Source organism: Tatumella sp. JGM118 (genome assembly GCF_018257515.1).
In the GTDB taxonomy this organism is placed as follows: domain Bacteria; phylum Pseudomonadota; class Gammaproteobacteria; order Enterobacterales; family Enterobacteriaceae; genus Tatumella; species Tatumella terrea.
In genome coordinates this window covers 139,235-156,111 of sequence record NZ_JAERJR010000007.1, presented here as the reverse complement: position 1 = coordinate 156,111, position 16,877 = coordinate 139,235, and the positions used below count along the sequence as shown (strand labels likewise).

The following is a 16,877-nucleotide window of genomic DNA, read 5'->3' as shown; positions in this document are numbered from 1 at the left end:
GTCGTTAGCTCAGTTGGTAGAGCAGTTGACTTTTAATCAATTGGTCGCAGGTTCGAATCCTGCACGACCCACCAATTTCAGGAAAAAGCCCCCTCAGGGGGCTTTTTTCGTTTCTGCCCCCGGGGATCCTACCGGTCATTCAGCTGGCGGGTCTTGCGCTGCGATCTGTGGCCGCCGCAGAGCCGGCATCCGTTTCTGCAACTCATACTCTCTCTGCAAAGCACACTGTCCCTTAACGGCAGGTTCAGCGGGGTATTACGGGTATAATAGCGCAGGCTCAGGCGTTTCTGTGGTGACAGCACGCTGCTCTCCGGCCGGAACAGAATCTAATACACAGGCAAATTCCCCGGCCCGGAAAATCCTCTCTCAGGAGGGGGCCTGCTTTTCACGCTGAATCTCTTCGCGCTGTCGTGAAAATATCTGCCGGAAATCCGGGGGGAGTCGGGATAATGCGGAACCCGTGCGGCTCACCGGCCTGTTTCTGCCTCCCTCCCTGTCACTCAGGGGCCGCTAAGTCCGTGAATGAGTCTCTCCGTTAAGACTGTCCTCCGTGGCCGGGTATCTGCTGGCGGTCCTCCCTGTTATGGGCACTGTACAGATACCCTGCGGTCAGCAGGAAGGGGAGCACAGGGCCGGGAGTCCGTTCCTGCCTGACAACCCGTCGTCTGCGGAGAGAGGCTCTTTCGCCTCCGTCGCCGGAGCTGCGTTTATGGCTTTGCCGTCGCTTTCTTATTTTCTTCCGCCTGCCAGAGCAGCATGACGGCATAACTCCGCCAGGGGCTCCAGACCAGCGAGCGTTGTTCTGCAGCGCGCGGTGTCAGTCCGCCGAGGGCTTTACGCAGCGCAATGTCTTCTTTAGGAAACGCATCTGTCAGCGAAAAGGCCCGCATCGCAATATATTGTGCCGTCCAGGGGCCAATGCCGGGTAATTCAGTCAGCAGTTGCGGCCCCCGGAATTGTGGATCGTGTTGCAGTTCTCTGAACAGGCCGTTCCGGGTGGCGTCCGCCAGCGCCAGAATCGCGTTGATGCGGCTTCCCACGATACCCAGAGAGCCGATATCGTCCGCGGTCGCTCCGGTTAAATCCTCTGCTGTCGGCGCGAGGCGGCTCAGCTCAGGGAAGGGGGTAACCACCGGCTGTCCGAACCGGGCCGCCAGCCGCTGACTCAGTGTCGTCGCTGCCGCGACGGTGACCTGTTGCCCGAGGATAGCCCTGACTGCCAGTTCAAACGGGTCAAAGCAACCAGGCACCCGCAGACCGGGGTTTTTCAGAACCAACGGCGCCAGCAGAGGATCCCGGGACAAATGATCGGCTATCTGGTCCGGCCTCGCACTCAAATCAAAAAGTTGCCGCAACCGCTGCAATAACACCGGTAACACGGGGGTCAGTGAGTGGCTGAACTCTACCCTCAGACAATGTTGCCGGGGATCATCCCCCACGCGGATCCACCCCCGGCACTGGCCAATCGCCAGGGTGCGCAGGTAATACTCACCGTCTATCCACTCAACCTCTTTAATACTGCGCCTGGCGAGAAAACGGAGCAGGGCAGACCATGCAAAAGGCGGCCGATAAGATAACCGGACTTTTTCCGTCTGATGTTGCTGCGGATCCGGCAGGGCAGGCAGACTTTTTCTGAAGGCTGTCGGGGCCAGATGATAATGTGTCACAAACGCGGAATTGAACTGACGGATACTGCCGAAGCCACTGCTAAATGCAATGGACGTCACCGGTAGCCGGGTCTCGGTCAGCAATTGGCGGGCAAGTTTTAGTCGCCGGCTCTGACGTAATTCCTGCGGGCTTATCCCCAGTTGCTGATGCAGAATACGCCTGAACTGACGTTCACTGAGCGAAAAGCGTCTGGCTATTTCCGGCAGATGACTGTCGCTATCCAGCAGACCGGCTTCAATAGCATCAATGAATTGCTGGCAGAGTGAAGCCGCCTGGTCTATCGGTGCGTTGCCGGGGGCGAGCTCTGGCCGGCATCTCAGGCAGGGCCGGTAGCCGGCTTTTTCAGCCTGTTCAGCATAGCGAAAAAAATGACAATTTTTACGTAAGGGCTTACGCGCCGGGCAGACCGGCCGGCAGTAAATGCCGGTTGTCCGTACGGCGACATAAAATAGTCCATCAAACCGGCTGTCCCGGCTGACCATCGCCTGATAAGCACTCTCTTCATCATTCATGGTTCTCTCCTGTTCAGGCGCTCAGCGTATAAGTATAACGCCTGACTGGCTGGCGGTTTCCGGACAGGGAAACTAAATAATCCGCTGTCCGAAAACCGCCGGTGACCCGGCGCGAACGTGGCATAATGTTCAGCATCGTGCAGCGCAGGGAGATGTTATATGTACTATTACAGATTATTGCTGACACCGGTCGGTGAACTGACCCTGATTGCCGGGGAGCAGGGGCTGGCCGCTGTGGCCTGGGAAAATGAACGCCCTTCACGCATCCGGGCATTTCCTGAATTACGGGTCACGGATCATCCGGTGCTGGAACGGGCAGCACAGCAGTTAACAGAATATTTTGACAGCCAGCGACAAACCTTTGATTTACCGCTACAGTTTGAAGGCACAGCTTTCCAGTGCGAGGTATGGCAGGCATTGAGAGAAATTCCCTACGGTGAAACGCGGAGTTATCGTGAGATAGCCGGGCGTATCCATCGCCCGAAAGCCATGCGGGCGGTCGGCGCAGCCAATGGCAGAAATCCGCTATCGGTGATCGTTCCCTGTCACCGGGTCATTGGCGCCAACGGGAGTCTGACCGGTTTTGCCGGCGGACTGGAGGTTAAGCAACAATTACTCTCGCTCGAGGCGAAGAATTACCTGACGCACGTCAGTTAATTCAGGAGGTTCATTCCCGGGGCGGTGTTTAATTTATAAAACAAAACTGTGTTATCAGTAAATATTGTGGCATTATCCGGTTTCTTGGTTTTTTATAGTAAACAATCGGCGTCCGGCGTCACCCGGAGGAGAGAGGATGGATTTTTTCAGTATTAACCATTTGCTGGTTCATATTCCTATCGGCCGGGGAGGGTATAACCTCTCCTGGATTGAAGCGATAGGAACGCTCTGCGGTTTACTTTGTATCTGGCTGGCCAGTAAAGAAAAAATTATTAATTATCTTTTTGGCCTGATCAACGTCACTTTGTTTGCACTGATTTTCTTCCAGATCCAACTCTACTCCAGCCTGTTGCTGCAGATCTTCTTTTTCCTGGCCAATATTTATGGCTGGTATGCCTGGACCCGCCATGCGGCCGGCAGCGATCCCACCTTATCTGTCCGCTGGATGTCACGCCGACAGACACTGGTCTGGCTGGTCGTTGTGGTGATTGCTATCGGCTTACTGACCCGCTTTATTGACCCCGTTTTCGGCGCTCTGTCTGCCACCATGGTTAAGTTGCTTCAGCTGGCCGGTTTCAGTGTGTCGGTACCCCCGTTACAGCCAGACGCCTATCCGTTCTGGGATGCCTGCATGACCGTTCTGTCGGTGGTTGCGATGGTATTGATGACCCGTAAGTATGTGGAAAACTGGCTGCTATGGGTGGTGATCAATCTTATCAGTATCGGTGTCTTTGCCCTGCAAGGGGTGTATGCGATGTCTCTGGAGTATGTCGTACTGACCTTTATTGCTTTAAATGGTTGCCGTTTATGGATAGCCAGTGCGCGGGAACATCATTCCCGCGCGCTCAGCCGCCCTTAATGATGTAACGATCCCTCATAGTCCCGGGAGTGGTGGTGATCATCATTCCCGGACTCCGCTTCGGTGCCTAACTGACATTCCGGCTGCGTACATTCCTGATATTCCAGCTGTACCGTCGCATGGGTGATTGAATAATTTTCTTTAAGCCAGTTATGGATACGGCCGAGTAATGCATCCTGCTGGTAATTCGGGATAACTCTGGCATGCAGCGTCAGAAGCGTTTTTTCGCCCACCTGCCAGAGATGAACGTGATGAACATTACGTATTTCCGCAATATTCAGCGTCAGCTGCCGGCTGAGTTTATCAATATCAATGCTGGCCGGGGCATGTTCCAGCAGTTCACGCAGACTGTCGCGTATCAGCTGCCTGGCGCTATTCAGCACCAGCAGGGATACCAGAATCGACAAAATCGGATCAAAGGGTGTCCATCCGGTCCATAAGATCAGTAAGGCGGCAACAATCGCCCCGGCAGAGCCGAGCAGATCACCCAGCACATGCAGTGCCGCGGCCCGGACATTAAGATTTTCTTTTCCCTGCCCCTGCTTCAGAAGATAAAAACAGAGAATATTTGCCAGTAATCCGGCCACGGCAATCCCCAGCATCAGCCCGCCGGCCACCGGTTGCGGGGAGCGAAAGCGCAGCAGAGCTTCCCAGACAATCAGTAGAATGATCACCAGTAACGCGAGGGCATTAACAAAGGCCGCGACGGTAGTCAGCCTCAGTAAGCCAAAAGTCTGATGTTTTTCCGGAGTGCGCTGTGAGAAGTGGGTCGCCAGTAATGCCAGTAATAAGGCGCCGGCATCGGTCAGCATATGTCCGGCATCGGCCAGTAAGGCCAGAGAGCCTGAGAGCCAGCCGCCAATGACTTCCACCAGCATAAACAGCGTGGTGACGATAAAAGCGGCCAGTAACCGGGAGCGGTTAACACTGGCAGGGGCGTGCTGATGTGAATGAGCCATAGGAAAAATTCATCCTGGTGGTGGTTATTGTTACCCTGTCCGGCCCTGAAGACTCGCCAGACAGCCTGTAATAAGATGTTATCAGTATGGCATAGGTTGCCCGGACCGGGTGGCGGTGGCAGGGCCATCCGGGGGGTTGTTTAACACCTGTGAGTGGTTTAACAGTCAATCTTCTTTAAAGTGAGCAGAATAGCAAGGTTAAAGCTAATTTACTCTGACCGCGCTGCAGGCTAGAGTGATAGGGATTTTCTACATTCATTTTTTTTGGAACCGTTATGAACTACCAGAATGACGATTTAAGGATTCGGGAGATTAAAGAACTGCTCCCGCCAATAGCATTGCTGGAAAAGTATCCGGCCTCTGACGCGGCGGCGGCGACGGTTTTTGAATGCCGTCAGGCCATCCAAAAGATTCTGCAGGGAACGGATGATCGCTTGCTTGTGGTGATCGGTCCTTGTTCAATCCATGACCCGCAAGCGGCTCTGGAATATGCCAGTAAATTACGAAAGTTGCGCCAGCAACTGTCGGGTGAACTGGAAATTGTTATGCGTGTCTATTTTGAAAAACCTCGCACCACCGTTGGCTGGAAAGGATTGATCAATGATCCGCAGATGGATGGCAGCTTCCGGATTAATGAGGGTCTGAGAATTGCCCGTAAACTGTTATCAGACATTAATGATACGGGCTTGCCAGCCGCCGGTGAATTTCTGGATATGATCACCCCGCAATATCTGGCAGATCTGATGAGCTGGGGGGCTATCGGTGCCCGCACCACCGAATCACAGGTGCATCGTGAGCTGGCGTCCGGACTGTCCTGCCCGGTCGGGTTTAAAAACGGTACCGACGGTACGATTAAAGTCGCTATCGATGCGATTAATGCCGCCGCTGCGGGGCACTGCTTCCTGTCAGTGACTAAATATGGCCATTCAGCGATCGTCGAAACCTCCGGAAACCAGGACTGCCATATTATCCTGCGTGGCGGTAAAGCACCGAACTACCGGGCGTCTGATGTGGCAGAGGTCCGTGAGGGATTAGTCCGCGCCGGTCTGGATCCAAAAATCATGATCGATTTCAGCCACGCCAATAGCTCTAAGCAGTATCAGAAACAACTGGAAGTGGCGACGGATGTTGCCGGACAAATTGCCGGCGGGGATCAGAGCATTATGGGCGTGATGATCGAAAGTCATCTGGTGGAAGGGAATCAGAGCCCGGAGGCCGGAACACTGGTGTATGGCCAGAGTGTCACCGATGCCTGCATCGGATGGGAGGCTACCGAACAGGTGTTACAGCAGCTTGCACAAGCGGTTCGTACCCGTCGCGCAGAGTAATGCCGGGTTAAAAAAAACGGCCGGAGCATCCGGCCGTTTTATCAGAACCTGCAGAGGCCTGAGAAATTATTTTGCTTTACCCTGATTAGCCACCGCCGCGGCTTTCGCTGCGATTTCATCGGCATCACCCAGATAGTAACGTTTCAGTGGTTTAAAGTTTTCATCAAACTCATACACCAGAGGAACACCGGTCGGGATATTCAGCTCCAGAATTTCATCTTCAGACATTTTATCCAGATATTTGATCAACGCGCGCAGAGAGTTACCGTGTGCGGCGATAATCACCTTCTCTCCGGTTTTCAGGCGCGGCAGAATAGCGTCTTCCCAGAACGGGATCACACGTTCAATGGTCAGTGCCAGGCTTTCTGTGGTCGGGAGTTGCTCTTCGGTCAGGGAAGCATAACGCGGGTCATGGCCCGGGAAACGTTCATCGCTGCGCTCCAGCTCCGGCGGAGTCACAGCAAAACCACGGCGCCATTGTTTTACCTGCTCATCACCGTATTTTTCGGCGGTTTCCGCTTTATTCAGCCCCTGTAAGGCACCGTAATGACGCTCATTGAGACGCCATGATTTTTCAACCGGCAGCCAGACCTGGTCGAGTTCGTCGAGAACACTCCACAGCGTGTGGATCGCACGCTTAAGCACAGAGGTATAGGCGAAGTCGAAACTGAAACCTTCTTTCTTCAGTAATTTACCTGCGGCCTTTGCTTCTTCGCGGCCTTTATCAGACAGGTCCACATCGTACCAACCGGTAAAGCGGTTTTCCTGATTCCACTGACTTTCGCCGTGGCGTACCAGAACAAGCTTAGTTACTGCCATCGCTTAACTCCTTAATGCTTTTAACGTTCTATGATTATGGAAACTGTGTCTGTGCCGGAGACAGGCCGGACAATAGGACTTTACCATAGCGGAAAACAACGGCCGGTGTAAGTCCGGAGCGGGTTGTCCGCAGTATATTTCGTCAACGGGCTATGCAGGGATCAGCTGATAGCGGGTGACAGAGTGCAGTTTTTCACCAGGCTGTAACCAGCAATCCGGTTGCGGCCATTCAGGGTGATTAGGCGAATCCGGCAGGAACCCAGTCTCCAGGGCGATCCCCTGATAATTCCGCCAGGTTCCCTGACGTGCCGGTGTACCGTCTAAAAAATTCCCTGAGTAGAATTGTAAGGCCGGGGCTGAGGTCGCGACCGACAGACTCAGCTGATTATCCGCGGACCACAGTCGTGCCGCCTCTGTTAAGTGATTTCCCTGATGACTGAGCAGATAGCCGTGGTCATATCCCCCGACGGTCTGCTGATCGGTATCCTTCAGAAAATCATCGGCGATCGTTTTTGGCTGACGAAAATCAAACCCGGTGCCCTCTACCGGGTGTAACCCGCGTTCAGGAATACCTTCACGGGTAACCGGTAAATAGTGATCTGCCTCTATTTTTAACCGATGTTGACGGGCATCACCTTGACATGCATCAAGGTTAAAATAGGCATGATTCGTCAACGCGACCGGACAGGGCTGATCCGTTTCAGCCTGATAGGTAATGATCAATGCATTGTCATCCGTCAGTTGATAGTGCACCTCTGTCGTCAGATTACCGGGAAACCCCTGATCCCCGTCCGGGGAGTGCAGACGATAACGCACCTCTGTCGGGGACTGACTGACTATCAGCCAGCGGCGGTGGCTGAACCCTTCCGGGCCGCCATGCAACTGGTGAGGAGGCTGGTTCGGGGTCAGGGAATGCTGAGTCCGTGTCAGAAAAGACTGAGCAATCCGGTTCGCATAACGGCCCACACAGGCCCCCAGATAAGCCGACTGCTGCAGATAATCTGCAGGGGTCGCGCATCCGAGAAGGGCTTCACGTACACTGCCATCGCTCAGAGGCACTCTGGCGGACAGCCAGGTGGCCCCCAGATCCATAAAGGTGACATCCATCCCATTGGCATTCCGTAATACCGTCACCCGTAACGGCATGCCGTCGGGGCCTGACGCGTCGTGTGTTAACATTCGCCGGCTCCTTCTGAGGCATGACAGACATAAAACGTTTCTTTAATGCCGGTTCTGGCTTCGTACTGTCCGGCAACGGCGTTACGGACCTCTTCCACCTTATGCTTAGGGATCAGCGCAACCACACAGCCACCAAATCCCCCCCCGGTCATCCGTACACCTCCTTCGTCACCGATCACCGATTTCACGATTTCGACCAGCGTGTCTATCTGCGGTACCGTGATTTCAAAATCATCCCGCATTGAGGCGTGAGAATCGGCCATCAGACGTCCCATAGTGACTAAATCACCCTTGCTGAGTGCTTCGGCAGCATCCAGGGTACGTTGATTCTCGGTCAGAATATGGCGGACGCGCCGCGCCACGACCGGATCGATATCTGCGCTGACGGCGCTGAACCGGGCAAGCGTCACATCGCGCAGAGCCGGCTGGTTAAACAACCGGGCACCGGTATTACATTGCTCTCTGCGGGTGTTATATTCACTGCCCACCAGAGTGCGTTTGAAATTAGAGTTAATAATGACCACGGCCGCGTTTTCCGGCATCGGTACGGCGCGCGTCCCGAGAGTACGGCAATCCAGCAGCAGGGCATGATGCCGTTTGCCCAGCGCGGAAATCATCTGATCCATAATGCCGCAGTTACATCCGACAAACTGGTTCTCGGCTTCCTGACTGATCAGTGCGATCTCCGACGGCGTGAGTGGCAGTCCCCATAATTGCTGTATGGCCGTTCCCGTTACCACCTCCAGCGAGGCGGATGAACTGAGCCCGGCCCCCTGTGGCACATTCCCGCTGATGACCATGTCCATGCCGCCGAATCCGTCCTGCCGCTGACGCAAATGGCGGAATACCCCCCGGATATAGTTGGCCCAGATAGGTTCCTGCACCGGCACTATCGGATCATCGAGAGAAAACTCGTCCATCGCATTGTCGTAATCGGCAGCGATGACCCGCACCCGGTTATCCTGACGCCGGGCACAACTGATCACCGTCTGGTAATCGATAGCGCAGGGGAGCACGAAGCCATCGTTATAGTCCGTATGTTCACCAATCAGATTAACGCGACCGGGTGCCTGAAACGTGCGGTCAGGCGAATACCCAAACGCCTCTCTGAAAAGAGTGACTGTGGTTTCCTGTAGTTGCATATCAGTTTGCCTCCCTGTAATGAATATCGCTCACTGCCCGTAATTGTCCGGCAGCCTGTTCCGGGGTTAAGTCCCGTTGTGACTCGGCCAGCATTTCATAACCGACCATAAATTTACGCACGGTGGCCGAGCGCAATAGCGGCGGATAGAAATGGGCATGTAATTGCCAGTGACGGTCAGAGTCACCGGTAAACGGTGCGCCGTGCCAGCCCATGGAATAGGGGAATGAGCACCGGAAGAGGTTATCATAGCGGCTAGTCAGTTTTTTCAGGGCCATCGCCAGATCACTGCTTTGTGCCGCAGATAATTCGTTCAGACGTAAGACCGCGGTTTTCGGCAGCAGTAAGGTCTCGAAAGGCCAGGCGGCCCACCAGGGAACCACCGCCAGCCAGTGCTCTGTTTCCACCACAGTCCGTTGTCCGTCAGCCAGTTCACGTCTGACATAGTCCAGTAACAGCGGGGAACCCTGTTTTTCAAAATACTCGCGCTGCATACGATCTTCCTGCAACACTTCATTGGGCAGGAAACTGTTAGCCCAGACCTGACCGTGCGGATGGGGGTTTGAGCATCCCATCGCGGCGCCTTTGTTTTCGAACACCTGAACCCAGGGCCATGACTGTCCCAGTTCGCGGGTCTGTTCCTGCCAGGTACGGATAACTTCCGCAATCGCGTCAGTGGATAACTCCGGCAGCGTTTTACTGTGATCCGGCGAAAAGCAGATCACCCGGCTGGTGCCGCGGGCACTTTCACAGCGCAGCAGAGGATCCCCGTTTTCCGGGGCCTGCGGGGTATCGGGCATCAGGGCGGCAAAATCATTGGTAAACACCCAGCTACCGGTATAGTCAGGATTTTTTTCTCCGCCGATACGCGGGTTACCTGCACACAAAAAACAGTCCGGATCGTGGGCGGGGAGTTTTTCTTCTGAGGGCGTTTCCTGTGCCCCCTGCCAGGGACGCTTAGCACGATGCGGGGAAACCAGTATCCATTTACCGGTCAGCGGGTTAAAGCGGCGGTGCGGATGATCGACCGGATTAAATTCAGACATAATATATTCCTGAGAATGGCCTGGCGACAGGGTCAGAAAAGCCTGCCTCTGATAAAGAGTATAGGCTGGATTGGCGATCAGTGTGGATCAATGTAAACGTTTACACAAGAAGGATTACTCTGTTTTTAGCGATTTTTGCCGGTGCCGGTGAGTGGGGGATAACAGGGATGAGAAAACGACGGGAAGGGGGTTCCCGCCGTCGCCGGGTCAGGAAGCCAATGTCTCCTGCAGATAAGTGTAGCGTTGTCCGTCAGCCACAAAGCTCAGACGGTGGGTAATACAGTCCGGGGCATCTTCGGCATGGTGGGAGACAAACAGTAATTGCGTACGCCCCTCACCGATCAGGATATTGATGAACCGCCGAACCAGTTGCCGGTTAATCGCATCCAGTCCCTGTAAGGGCTCATCCAGAATCAACAATCGCGGATGTTTGACCAGCGCCCTGACAATCAGCACTAAACGTTGCTGTCCCCAGGACAAACTGTGGAAGGGTGCATCCCCCAGAGCATTATTCATGCCCAGTAACGCCAGCCATCCGGTGGTGAGTTGCTGCTGCCGGTCAGATACCGCTTCATATAAGCCGATAGAGTCAAAGAAACCGGACAGAATGACGGTTCTCACCGACGCACTGACCCGGTATTCCAGATGCAGGCTGCTGCTGACATACCCGATATGCTGTTTAATATCCCAGATAGTTTCACCGCTGCCACGGCGGATACCAAATAATGTCAGATCATTGCTGTAGCCCTGCGGATGGTCACCGGTGATCAGGCTAAGCAGGGTTGACTTACCTGCCCCATTCGGCCCGATAATCTGCCAGTGCTCTCCCGGACTGACCTGCCAGTTAAGACCATCAATCACCGGTTTATCTTCCCACGAGACCCGGCCATTACGCAGAATAACCGGGGGGATCACGTCCTGATCACTGTGCAGCGTGGCGGGGTTATCCGGCGGGGGTAAGGCCACGGAGCTCAGATTCTCACTGTGCGCCAGCTGGGCGACCAGCGCCTCTGCCAGCACCTGCTGACGGGGGCCGGTATAGCTCAGGGTGCATTCTGCCAGAACACCGACATGATCAATAAATTCCGGAATATCTTCGAAACGATTCAGTACCAGAACTAACGTCGTCCCCTGCATATACAGACTGTTCAGTAACCGGGTCAGATTCTGCCGGGAAAGCACATCCAGGCCATCGAAGGGTTCATCGAGCACCAGCAGATCCGGCCCGGCCATCAGTGCCTGGCAGAGGAGGGTTTTACGGGTTTCCCCGGTGGACAGAAATTTAAAGGGGCGATCCAGCAGAGACCGGATCCCCAGCAGGTCGCTCAGTTGCAGGCAACGGGCCTCATCCTGCACACTGTCCATGATAATTTCGCGGGTTAACCGCCCCTGATCGTTCTCCCCTTCACTGAACAGATCGGTATTACTGCGTTGCCACTCATCGGCCACCAGTCGCGAAAGCTGTTCCAGTGACAACCGGGTCACCCTCTGGAAGTCGCCGGTCAGTTCACCCCTTTCCGGCGGCAACTCCCCGGCAATGGCTTTGGCCAGTGATGATTTCCCGCTGCCATTAGTGCCGACAAACGCCCAGCTCTCACCGGCGCGGATATTCAGTTGTTCAATCTCAAGCGTCCGGTGTTTACCTAAACGGAATGAGCCTTGCGAAATATGCAATGATGCCATGTTGTATACCATTTTACGCACTGTTTTACACAGTTGTATCCGGCAGACTGGCGGATGTCAAACGTTCAGGTTACGCGATTATCGTCACCGCGAAGATTAATTCAGGCTGGCCAGCAAGGCATTGGCGGCATCAAAACTGGCCCAGGCGGACTGGCCGGCGGTAAAACCAGTGTCTCCGGGCGGCAGAGTGGCGCAGAGCGCCTCGCCATTTGCTAGTTGCATCAGAATTTCGGACCCGGCGGGGCCGGGGGTGATAGCGGAAATCGTGACCGGAAACTGATTTTCCTGCGTCGTCGGGCGGTGATGGACGTTCAGCCAGCGCGCCTTAATCAGTACCAGCACCTCTTTATCCGGTGTCAGTTGTAACCGTTCACCACTCCCGTGGGTAATCGTCACCTGCACACGGGTCTTTTGATCACCCAGTAATACCGTGATCGTTTCCAGCACACCGTCTGTATGCCGATCGGCCACGGTACCGAATAACTGATTACGGGCACTGGTTTGTAGCGAAAAGCGGGAGATGGCACCCAGCAGACTGTTCAGAGGCAGGCCGTCTTCCTGTAGCACATCAAACGCTTTCTGCTGTATCTGTTCCAGTAACTGATATAACTGCAGCATCCGTCGGCCATAGACGGTGAGGTGGGCACCGCCACCGCCTTTCCCCCCGGCAACCCGTTCGACAATGGTCTGTTCCGCCAGGGTATTCATAGCATCAATCGCATCCCAGGCGGTCTTGTAGCTGATGTCTGCCAGCCTGGCCCCCCGGGTGATGGAGCCGGTCTGTTCGATGGCCAGCAGCAGCCTGATGCGCCGGGGGTCGGCAAACAGTTTGTTACTGAGATGGATGACCAGAGAGATATCTGCCTGCATGATAATTCCTTTCCGGGGTTCACCTGACGCGTATCATCGGCGGAACAGGCGAGCGGCCGGGGAGTAATGAAATATAAAAGCACAAAAAGCAATGGGCATTCGTCGGGGCAGCCGATAAACTACCTCTTTTGTAAACAGACTGAGGTTCATATGCTGGAACTGCTGCAAAGCCTGTTGATGGCCATTATTATGGTGCCGGTTGTAACGGCCCTGATTCTGGGATTAATTTATGCACTGGGTGAGTTGTTTAACCTGATTTCAGGTTCCCGTCGTAATGATGACCAGGCGTCTCATTCGACGACCCACTGATTGACACGATGCGACCTGTCCGCAGGGGGCAGGCCGCCTCTGTAAACCGCGCGGCCTTATAACACCTTCTGATAGATTGCCCCGGCAATCGACGGATGATCGTTATCACCAATCACCCAATCGGCTCTGGCTTTAATTGCATCATCCGCATTCCCCATCGCCACCCCAAGACCGGCACTTTCCAGCATACTCAGGTCATTATAGTTATCACCGAACGCAATCACATCCTGCATGGAAAACCCCCGACGGGTCAGCCACTGCTGCAGACGTTTTCCTTTACTGTTCCCCTGCTGAGCGATATCGACCTGGTCCACCCAGGACCATTCACAAGTCACGCCGGCTTCGTCGGTGATGTGCTGCACAAATGCCTCCAGTTGCGGTTTATCCTGATGAGACAGGGCAAATTTCCACAGCCGCTCAGCCTGACGTGCCGCCTCACTCAGTGAAGGTACCTGACGGAACACCGGCCGCTGTGCTTCCGGCAGGGTTTCGCCCCATGCCCGTGTACGAATGACGTGCGGGGTAGGTTGCTGGTAAAGCATGGCATCATCCGCATACAGCAGGCCCGTAATATTGTATGCCTCCAGGCTGCGGATGATCAGCTCTGCCTGATCGGCAGTCATAGGATCATTGTCTGACACCCGCTGCTGAGGATAATCATACAGATAGGTACCGTTGCAACAGACCGCCGGAGTGGTTAACTGCAGTGCCTGATAAAACGGATGAATTGCACTGTGATGACGGCCGGTGGCAAGAATAATTTCGACGCCGGACTGCTGTGCTTTGTGAAGCGCTTCCAGGGTTTCCGGCAGGATAGTTTTTGCGGAATTCAGTAACGTCCCGTCCAGATCGAGGGCAATAACGCGATAGCTCATAAAATCTGTACCTGCAGATGATGTGTTTCACAGAGTTTAACCCGGTCACGAAGGGGCTACCAAAAAAGAGGGCATCAATAAATCATTTTTTGCTCTGGCATATTGCGATAGAGTGGGGTAAACCCGAAAAAGACATATTCCAGGTAAGGAGAATACATGCAACAAGTTATTTATACCGCCAGCCCCGAAAGTCAGCAAATTCATGTCTGGCAACTCTCTGAGGCAGGAGCGTTGACTTTATTGCAGGTGATTGATGTCAACGGGCAGGTACAGCCTATGGTCGTTCATCCGGATAAGCCGGTGCTTTATGTGGGTGTGCGTCCCGAATTTCGCGTTATCGCTTATCATATTGGCGCGGAAGGGCGTCTGACCGAAGCCGGTCAGGCGGCACTTCCGGGCAGCCCGACCCATCTTTCCACCGACCACCAGGGTAACGCTCTGTTCACCGCGTTTTATCATGACGGGTTAATCAGTGTCACTCCGCTCGATGGTCAGGGATTGCCGCAGGACGTGAGTCAGGTGATCAGCGGGCTGGAGGGTTGTCACTCCACGAATATCAGCAACGATGATGCTCTGCTGTTTGCTCCGGCCCTGAAGCAGGATCGCGTCTGTGCTTTCCGCTGGAACAGTGAACATCAGCTGACCGAGCCTGCCAGCGCAGAGATCCCTACAGTCGCCGGTGCCGGCCCACGTCATATGGCGTTTCATCCGGCCGGGCGCTATGCCTATCTGGTGAATGAACTCGACAGCACGGTCAGCGTCTTAAAACTGACCCCGCAGGGCGCAGAAACCGTGCAGACTCTGGATATGATGCCTGATGATTTCGATGAGACGCGCTGGGCGGCGGATATCCATCTGACCCCGGATGGCCGCTTTCTTTATGCCTGTGACCGTACCAGCAGTACCATCACCGTATTCTCTGTCAGCGCAGACGGTGCAGTCCTGACCATTGAAGGACACCAGCCGACAGAAACACAGCCCCGTGGCTTTAATATTGACGGTGAAGGCAGGTTTGTGATTGCTGCCGGGCAAAAATCGCATCATATCGAAGTCTATGCCATTTCTCAGCAGAATGGCCTGCTCACGCCTCTTAACCGCTATGCGGTTGGCCAGGGCCCGATGTGGGTGACGCTCTATTCGCCGGCGGTGGCTTAGTCTCTGACTCCGGCCTGCGATGACGGCCGGGGAGGTTAGCGGAGGCACCGCCAGCACAGGCTGGCTGTTCCTGCCATTCCCGGCTGACATTATTCCGAAGGGCTTCTTACGGTGAAGCCCGTTATACTCCCGCCAGAGCATCCTCTGTCCTGTCTTACCTTCAAAGAATAAACGGTCCGTCGCTTACCCTCTGCCGTTATCCCGGCAACCCGGTGACCGTATTTACGGTTTGGCAGCAGATCTCCGTGGTCTGCTGAGGGGCTCTGACAGATAACGCAGGGCCGGACCACCGGTGACTGGCGAACCGGGGGCCTGCAGTGCCCGCTAATTTTTTGCATGGCCCGCCCTGTGTTGGTTTTGCCGGCATCCCATCGTGGGTGAATACCGCTACCGGCGGTTGATGCGGGGGCGGCATCGGTGATCCTGCTGACCGGAACGTGCCAGAGGGCGGGGTCTCGCAGGGCGGAAATATCGCCCTGCGGGGGGATGAGTCAGGCGCTGTCAGTCACTGAATAACTCAGGATGTTCGACGGCATTACGGATAGCGGCGGTCAGTTGAGCCAGTTCCTGCGGCTGAATAATATAAGGGGGCATCAGATAAATCAGCCGACCGAACGGACGGATCCAGACCCCCTGATCCACAAAGAATTGCTGAATTTCGGCCATTTTTACCGGCTGATGACATTCCACCACCCCGATGGCACCCAATACCCGAACATCTGCGACCTGAGGGTGACTTTTCAGCGGCATCAGATTAGCACAGAGCTGGCGTTCAATCGCCGCCACCTGTGACGACCAGTGACCTTCTTCGAGCAGTTCAATACTGGCACAGGCGACAGCACAGGCCAGCGGGTTCCCCATAAAGGTCGGCCCGTGCATAAAGCAGCCGGCAGGGCTGAGGCTGATTTTTTTCGCCACCTGCTCACGGGTCAGGACCGCAGAGAGTGTCATTGTGCCTCCGGTCAGTCCTTTCCCCAGACATAGAATATCCGGGGTAATTCCCGCATGCTCGCAGGCAAATAACCGGCCGGTCCGTCCAAACCCGGTGGCAATTTCATCGGCGATCAGTAATACCCCGTAATGATCACACAATTCACGCATCCGCCGCAGATAGCCGGGATGATAAAACCGCATGCCCCCGGCCCCCTGCACAACAGGCTCCAGGATCACGGCGGCCAGAGAAGCATGGTGAACCTTAAGTAACTGTTCAGCCTCATCCATTTCCCCGTCCTGCCAGCAGCCATCGAAACGGCTTCGGGGAGCCGGAGCAAACAGATGTTCGGGCAGATAGCCCTTCCATAAGGCATGCATCGAATTTTCCGGATCACACACCGACATCGCGGCAAAGGTATCCCCATGGTAGCCATGACGAATGGTCATAAATTTTTTACGCGGCTGGCGATCACCTCTGTAAAACTGGACGGCCATTTTCATCGCGACTTCCACGGCTACTGAGCCGGAATCGGCCAGAAAAACCTTATCCAGTCCGTCGGGAGTGATACGAACGAGTTTCCGGCTCAGTTCTATGGCGGGCAGATGGGTGATACCGCCGAACATCACGTGAGACATCCGGTGTATCTGATCTGTCATGGCCTTGTTCAGGCGCGGATGATTATACCCATGGATCGCCGCCCACCAGGAGGACATTCCTTCTGTCAGCGTACGGCCATCGGCCAGTGTCAGGGTCGATCCCTGCGCTGAGACCACCGGGTAACAGGGCAGGGGATCGATCATGGAGGTGTAGGGATGCCAGATGTGTTGACGATCAAATTGAAGATCTTCGGCTGTTAACATAGACTTGTAAACCAAAACTAAAA

At 54.8% G+C, this 16,877-nt stretch carries 15 protein-coding genes; 5 read left to right on the top strand and 10 right to left on the bottom strand.

Going from position 1 to position 16,877, the window contains the following annotated elements; translation table 11 throughout:
• Positions 1-707 precede the first annotated feature (707 nt).
• Entirely contained in the window at positions 708-2,180 is a 1,473-nt protein-coding gene (locus JK223_RS09460; RefSeq protein WP_212713933.1) for an AlkA N-terminal domain-containing protein, read from the bottom strand.
• 159 nt (positions 2,181-2,339) lie between these two features.
• Here JK223_RS09460 and JK223_RS09455 point away from each other — a divergent pair, with 159 nt between their 5' ends.
• Together JK223_RS09455 and pnuC are read left to right on the top strand one after the other, a co-directional pair.
• The gene (locus tag JK223_RS09455; protein WP_212713932.1) at positions 2,340-2,837 is read left to right on the top strand and encodes a methylated-DNA--[protein]-cysteine S-methyltransferase; all 498 of its coding nucleotides are present in this window, start codon (positions 2,340-2,342) and stop codon (positions 2,835-2,837) included.
• A gap of 136 nt (positions 2,838-2,973) precedes the next feature.
• Positions 2,974-3,696, top strand: a complete 723-nt coding sequence (gene pnuC / locus JK223_RS09450) for a nicotinamide riboside transporter PnuC (protein WP_212713931.1) — start codon at positions 2,974-2,976, stop codon at positions 3,694-3,696.
• Here the strand turns inward: pnuC and zitB are convergent.
• The gene (zitB, locus tag JK223_RS09445) at positions 3,693-4,655 is read right to left on the bottom strand and encodes a CDF family zinc transporter ZitB (RefSeq protein ID WP_212713930.1); all 963 of its coding nucleotides are present in this window, start codon (positions 4,653-4,655) and stop codon (positions 3,693-3,695) included. The two genes, pnuC and zitB, sit on opposite strands and share 4 nt — an antisense overlap.
• A 275-nt stretch (positions 4,656-4,930) precedes the next feature.
• Here zitB and aroG point away from each other — a divergent pair, with 275 nt between their 5' ends.
• Positions 4,931-5,983, top strand: a complete 1,053-nt coding sequence (gene aroG / locus JK223_RS09440; RefSeq protein ID WP_212713929.1) for a 3-deoxy-7-phosphoheptulonate synthase AroG — start codon at positions 4,931-4,933, stop codon at positions 5,981-5,983.
• Between the two features lie 66 nt (positions 5,984-6,049).
• On the opposite strand, the gene gpmA is transcribed toward aroG, so the two are convergent.
• The 6 genes from gpmA to JK223_RS09410 form a co-directional block, all read right to left on the bottom strand.
• Positions 6,050-6,802 (bottom strand): 2,3-diphosphoglycerate-dependent phosphoglycerate mutase, encoded by a 753-nt coding sequence (gpmA, locus tag JK223_RS09435; RefSeq protein ID WP_212713928.1) that lies wholly within the window; start codon positions 6,800-6,802, stop codon positions 6,050-6,052.
• Positions 6,803-6,952: 150 nt separating this feature from the next.
• Positions 6,953-7,981: a galactose-1-epimerase gene (gene galM, locus JK223_RS09430; protein WP_212713927.1), complete on the bottom strand. Its 1,029-nt coding sequence runs from the start codon at positions 7,979-7,981 to the stop codon at positions 6,953-6,955.
• The gene (gene galK, locus JK223_RS09425; protein ID WP_212713926.1) at positions 7,975-9,123 is read right to left on the bottom strand and encodes a galactokinase; all 1,149 of its coding nucleotides are present in this window, start codon (positions 9,121-9,123) and stop codon (positions 7,975-7,977) included. The genes galM and galK overlap by 7 nt, the downstream gene beginning before the upstream one ends.
• 1 nt (position 9,124) lies before the next feature.
• Positions 9,125-10,168 (bottom strand): galactose-1-phosphate uridylyltransferase, encoded by a 1,044-nt coding sequence (gene galT, locus JK223_RS09420; protein ID WP_212713925.1) that lies wholly within the window; start codon positions 10,166-10,168, stop codon positions 9,125-9,127.
• Between the two features lie 207 nt (positions 10,169-10,375).
• The gene (gene modF, locus JK223_RS09415) at positions 10,376-11,851 is read right to left on the bottom strand and encodes a molybdate ABC transporter ATP-binding protein ModF (protein WP_212713924.1); all 1,476 of its coding nucleotides are present in this window, start codon (positions 11,849-11,851) and stop codon (positions 10,376-10,378) included.
• Positions 11,852-11,947: 96 nt separating this feature from the next.
• The gene (locus JK223_RS09410) at positions 11,948-12,721 is read right to left on the bottom strand and encodes a TOBE domain-containing protein (protein ID WP_212713923.1); all 774 of its coding nucleotides are present in this window, start codon (positions 12,719-12,721) and stop codon (positions 11,948-11,950) included.
• Positions 12,722-12,871: 150 nt separating this feature from the next.
• Here JK223_RS09410 and JK223_RS09405 point away from each other — a divergent pair, with 150 nt between their 5' ends.
• A complete protein-coding gene (locus JK223_RS09405; protein WP_212713922.1) occupies positions 12,872-13,030 on the top strand; it encodes an AcrZ family multidrug efflux pump-associated protein in 159 nt (52 codons plus the stop codon).
• Between the two features lie 56 nt (positions 13,031-13,086).
• Here JK223_RS09405 and JK223_RS09400 read toward each other — a convergent pair whose 3' ends face one another.
• Complete coding sequence (locus tag JK223_RS09400) at positions 13,087-13,905, bottom strand: pyridoxal phosphatase (RefSeq protein WP_212713921.1); 819 nt, start codon at positions 13,903-13,905, stop codon at positions 13,087-13,089.
• A 156-nt stretch (positions 13,906-14,061) separates the two neighbouring features.
• Here JK223_RS09400 and pgl point away from each other — a divergent pair, with 156 nt between their 5' ends.
• Complete coding sequence (gene pgl, locus JK223_RS09395; RefSeq protein WP_212713920.1) at positions 14,062-15,060, top strand: 6-phosphogluconolactonase; 999 nt, start codon at positions 14,062-14,064, stop codon at positions 15,058-15,060.
• 501 nt (positions 15,061-15,561) lie between these two features.
• Here the strand turns inward: pgl and bioA are convergent.
• Positions 15,562-16,854 carry an adenosylmethionine--8-amino-7-oxononanoate transaminase gene (gene bioA, locus JK223_RS09390; protein ID WP_212713919.1) on the bottom strand — a complete coding sequence of 431 codons (1,293 nt, stop codon included), beginning with the start codon at positions 16,852-16,854 and terminating at the stop codon, positions 15,562-15,564.
• Between the last annotated feature and the right edge of the window lie 23 nt (positions 16,855-16,877).

What these genes read in the sequence shown, in the direction of transcription:
- JK223_RS09460 (WP_212713933.1), bottom strand. Translation starts at nt 2,180, where the DNA reads ATGAATGATGAAGAGAGTGCTTATCAGGCGATGGTCAGCCGGGACAGC.
- JK223_RS09455 (WP_212713932.1), top strand. Translation starts at nt 2,340, where the DNA reads ATGTACTATTACAGATTATTGCTGACACCGGTCGGTGAACTGACCCTG.
- pnuC (WP_212713931.1), top strand. Translation starts at nt 2,974, where the DNA reads ATGGATTTTTTCAGTATTAACCATTTGCTGGTTCATATTCCTATCGGC.
- zitB (WP_212713930.1), bottom strand. Translation starts at nt 4,655, where the DNA reads ATGGCTCATTCACATCAGCACGCCCCTGCCAGTGTTAACCGCTCCCGG.
- aroG (WP_212713929.1), top strand. Translation starts at nt 4,931, where the DNA reads ATGAACTACCAGAATGACGATTTAAGGATTCGGGAGATTAAAGAACTG.
- gpmA (WP_212713928.1), bottom strand. Translation starts at nt 6,802, where the DNA reads ATGGCAGTAACTAAGCTTGTTCTGGTACGCCACGGCGAAAGTCAGTGG.
- galM (WP_212713927.1), bottom strand. Translation starts at nt 7,981, where the DNA reads ATGTTAACACACGACGCGTCAGGCCCCGACGGCATGCCGTTACGGGTG.
- galK (WP_212713926.1), bottom strand. Translation starts at nt 9,123, where the DNA reads ATGCAACTACAGGAAACCACAGTCACTCTTTTCAGAGAGGCGTTTGGG.
- galT (WP_212713925.1), bottom strand. Translation starts at nt 10,168, where the DNA reads ATGTCTGAATTTAATCCGGTCGATCATCCGCACCGCCGCTTTAACCCG.
- modF (WP_212713924.1), bottom strand. Translation starts at nt 11,851, where the DNA reads ATGGCATCATTGCATATTTCGCAAGGCTCATTCCGTTTAGGTAAACAC.
- JK223_RS09410 (WP_212713923.1), bottom strand. Translation starts at nt 12,721, where the DNA reads ATGCAGGCAGATATCTCTCTGGTCATCCATCTCAGTAACAAACTGTTT.
- JK223_RS09405 (WP_212713922.1), top strand. Translation starts at nt 12,872, where the DNA reads ATGCTGGAACTGCTGCAAAGCCTGTTGATGGCCATTATTATGGTGCCG.
- JK223_RS09400 (WP_212713921.1), bottom strand. Translation starts at nt 13,905, where the DNA reads ATGAGCTATCGCGTTATTGCCCTCGATCTGGACGGGACGTTACTGAAT.
- pgl (WP_212713920.1), top strand. Translation starts at nt 14,062, where the DNA reads ATGCAACAAGTTATTTATACCGCCAGCCCCGAAAGTCAGCAAATTCAT.
- bioA (WP_212713919.1), bottom strand. Translation starts at nt 16,854, where the DNA reads ATGTTAACAGCCGAAGATCTTCAATTTGATCGTCAACACATCTGGCAT.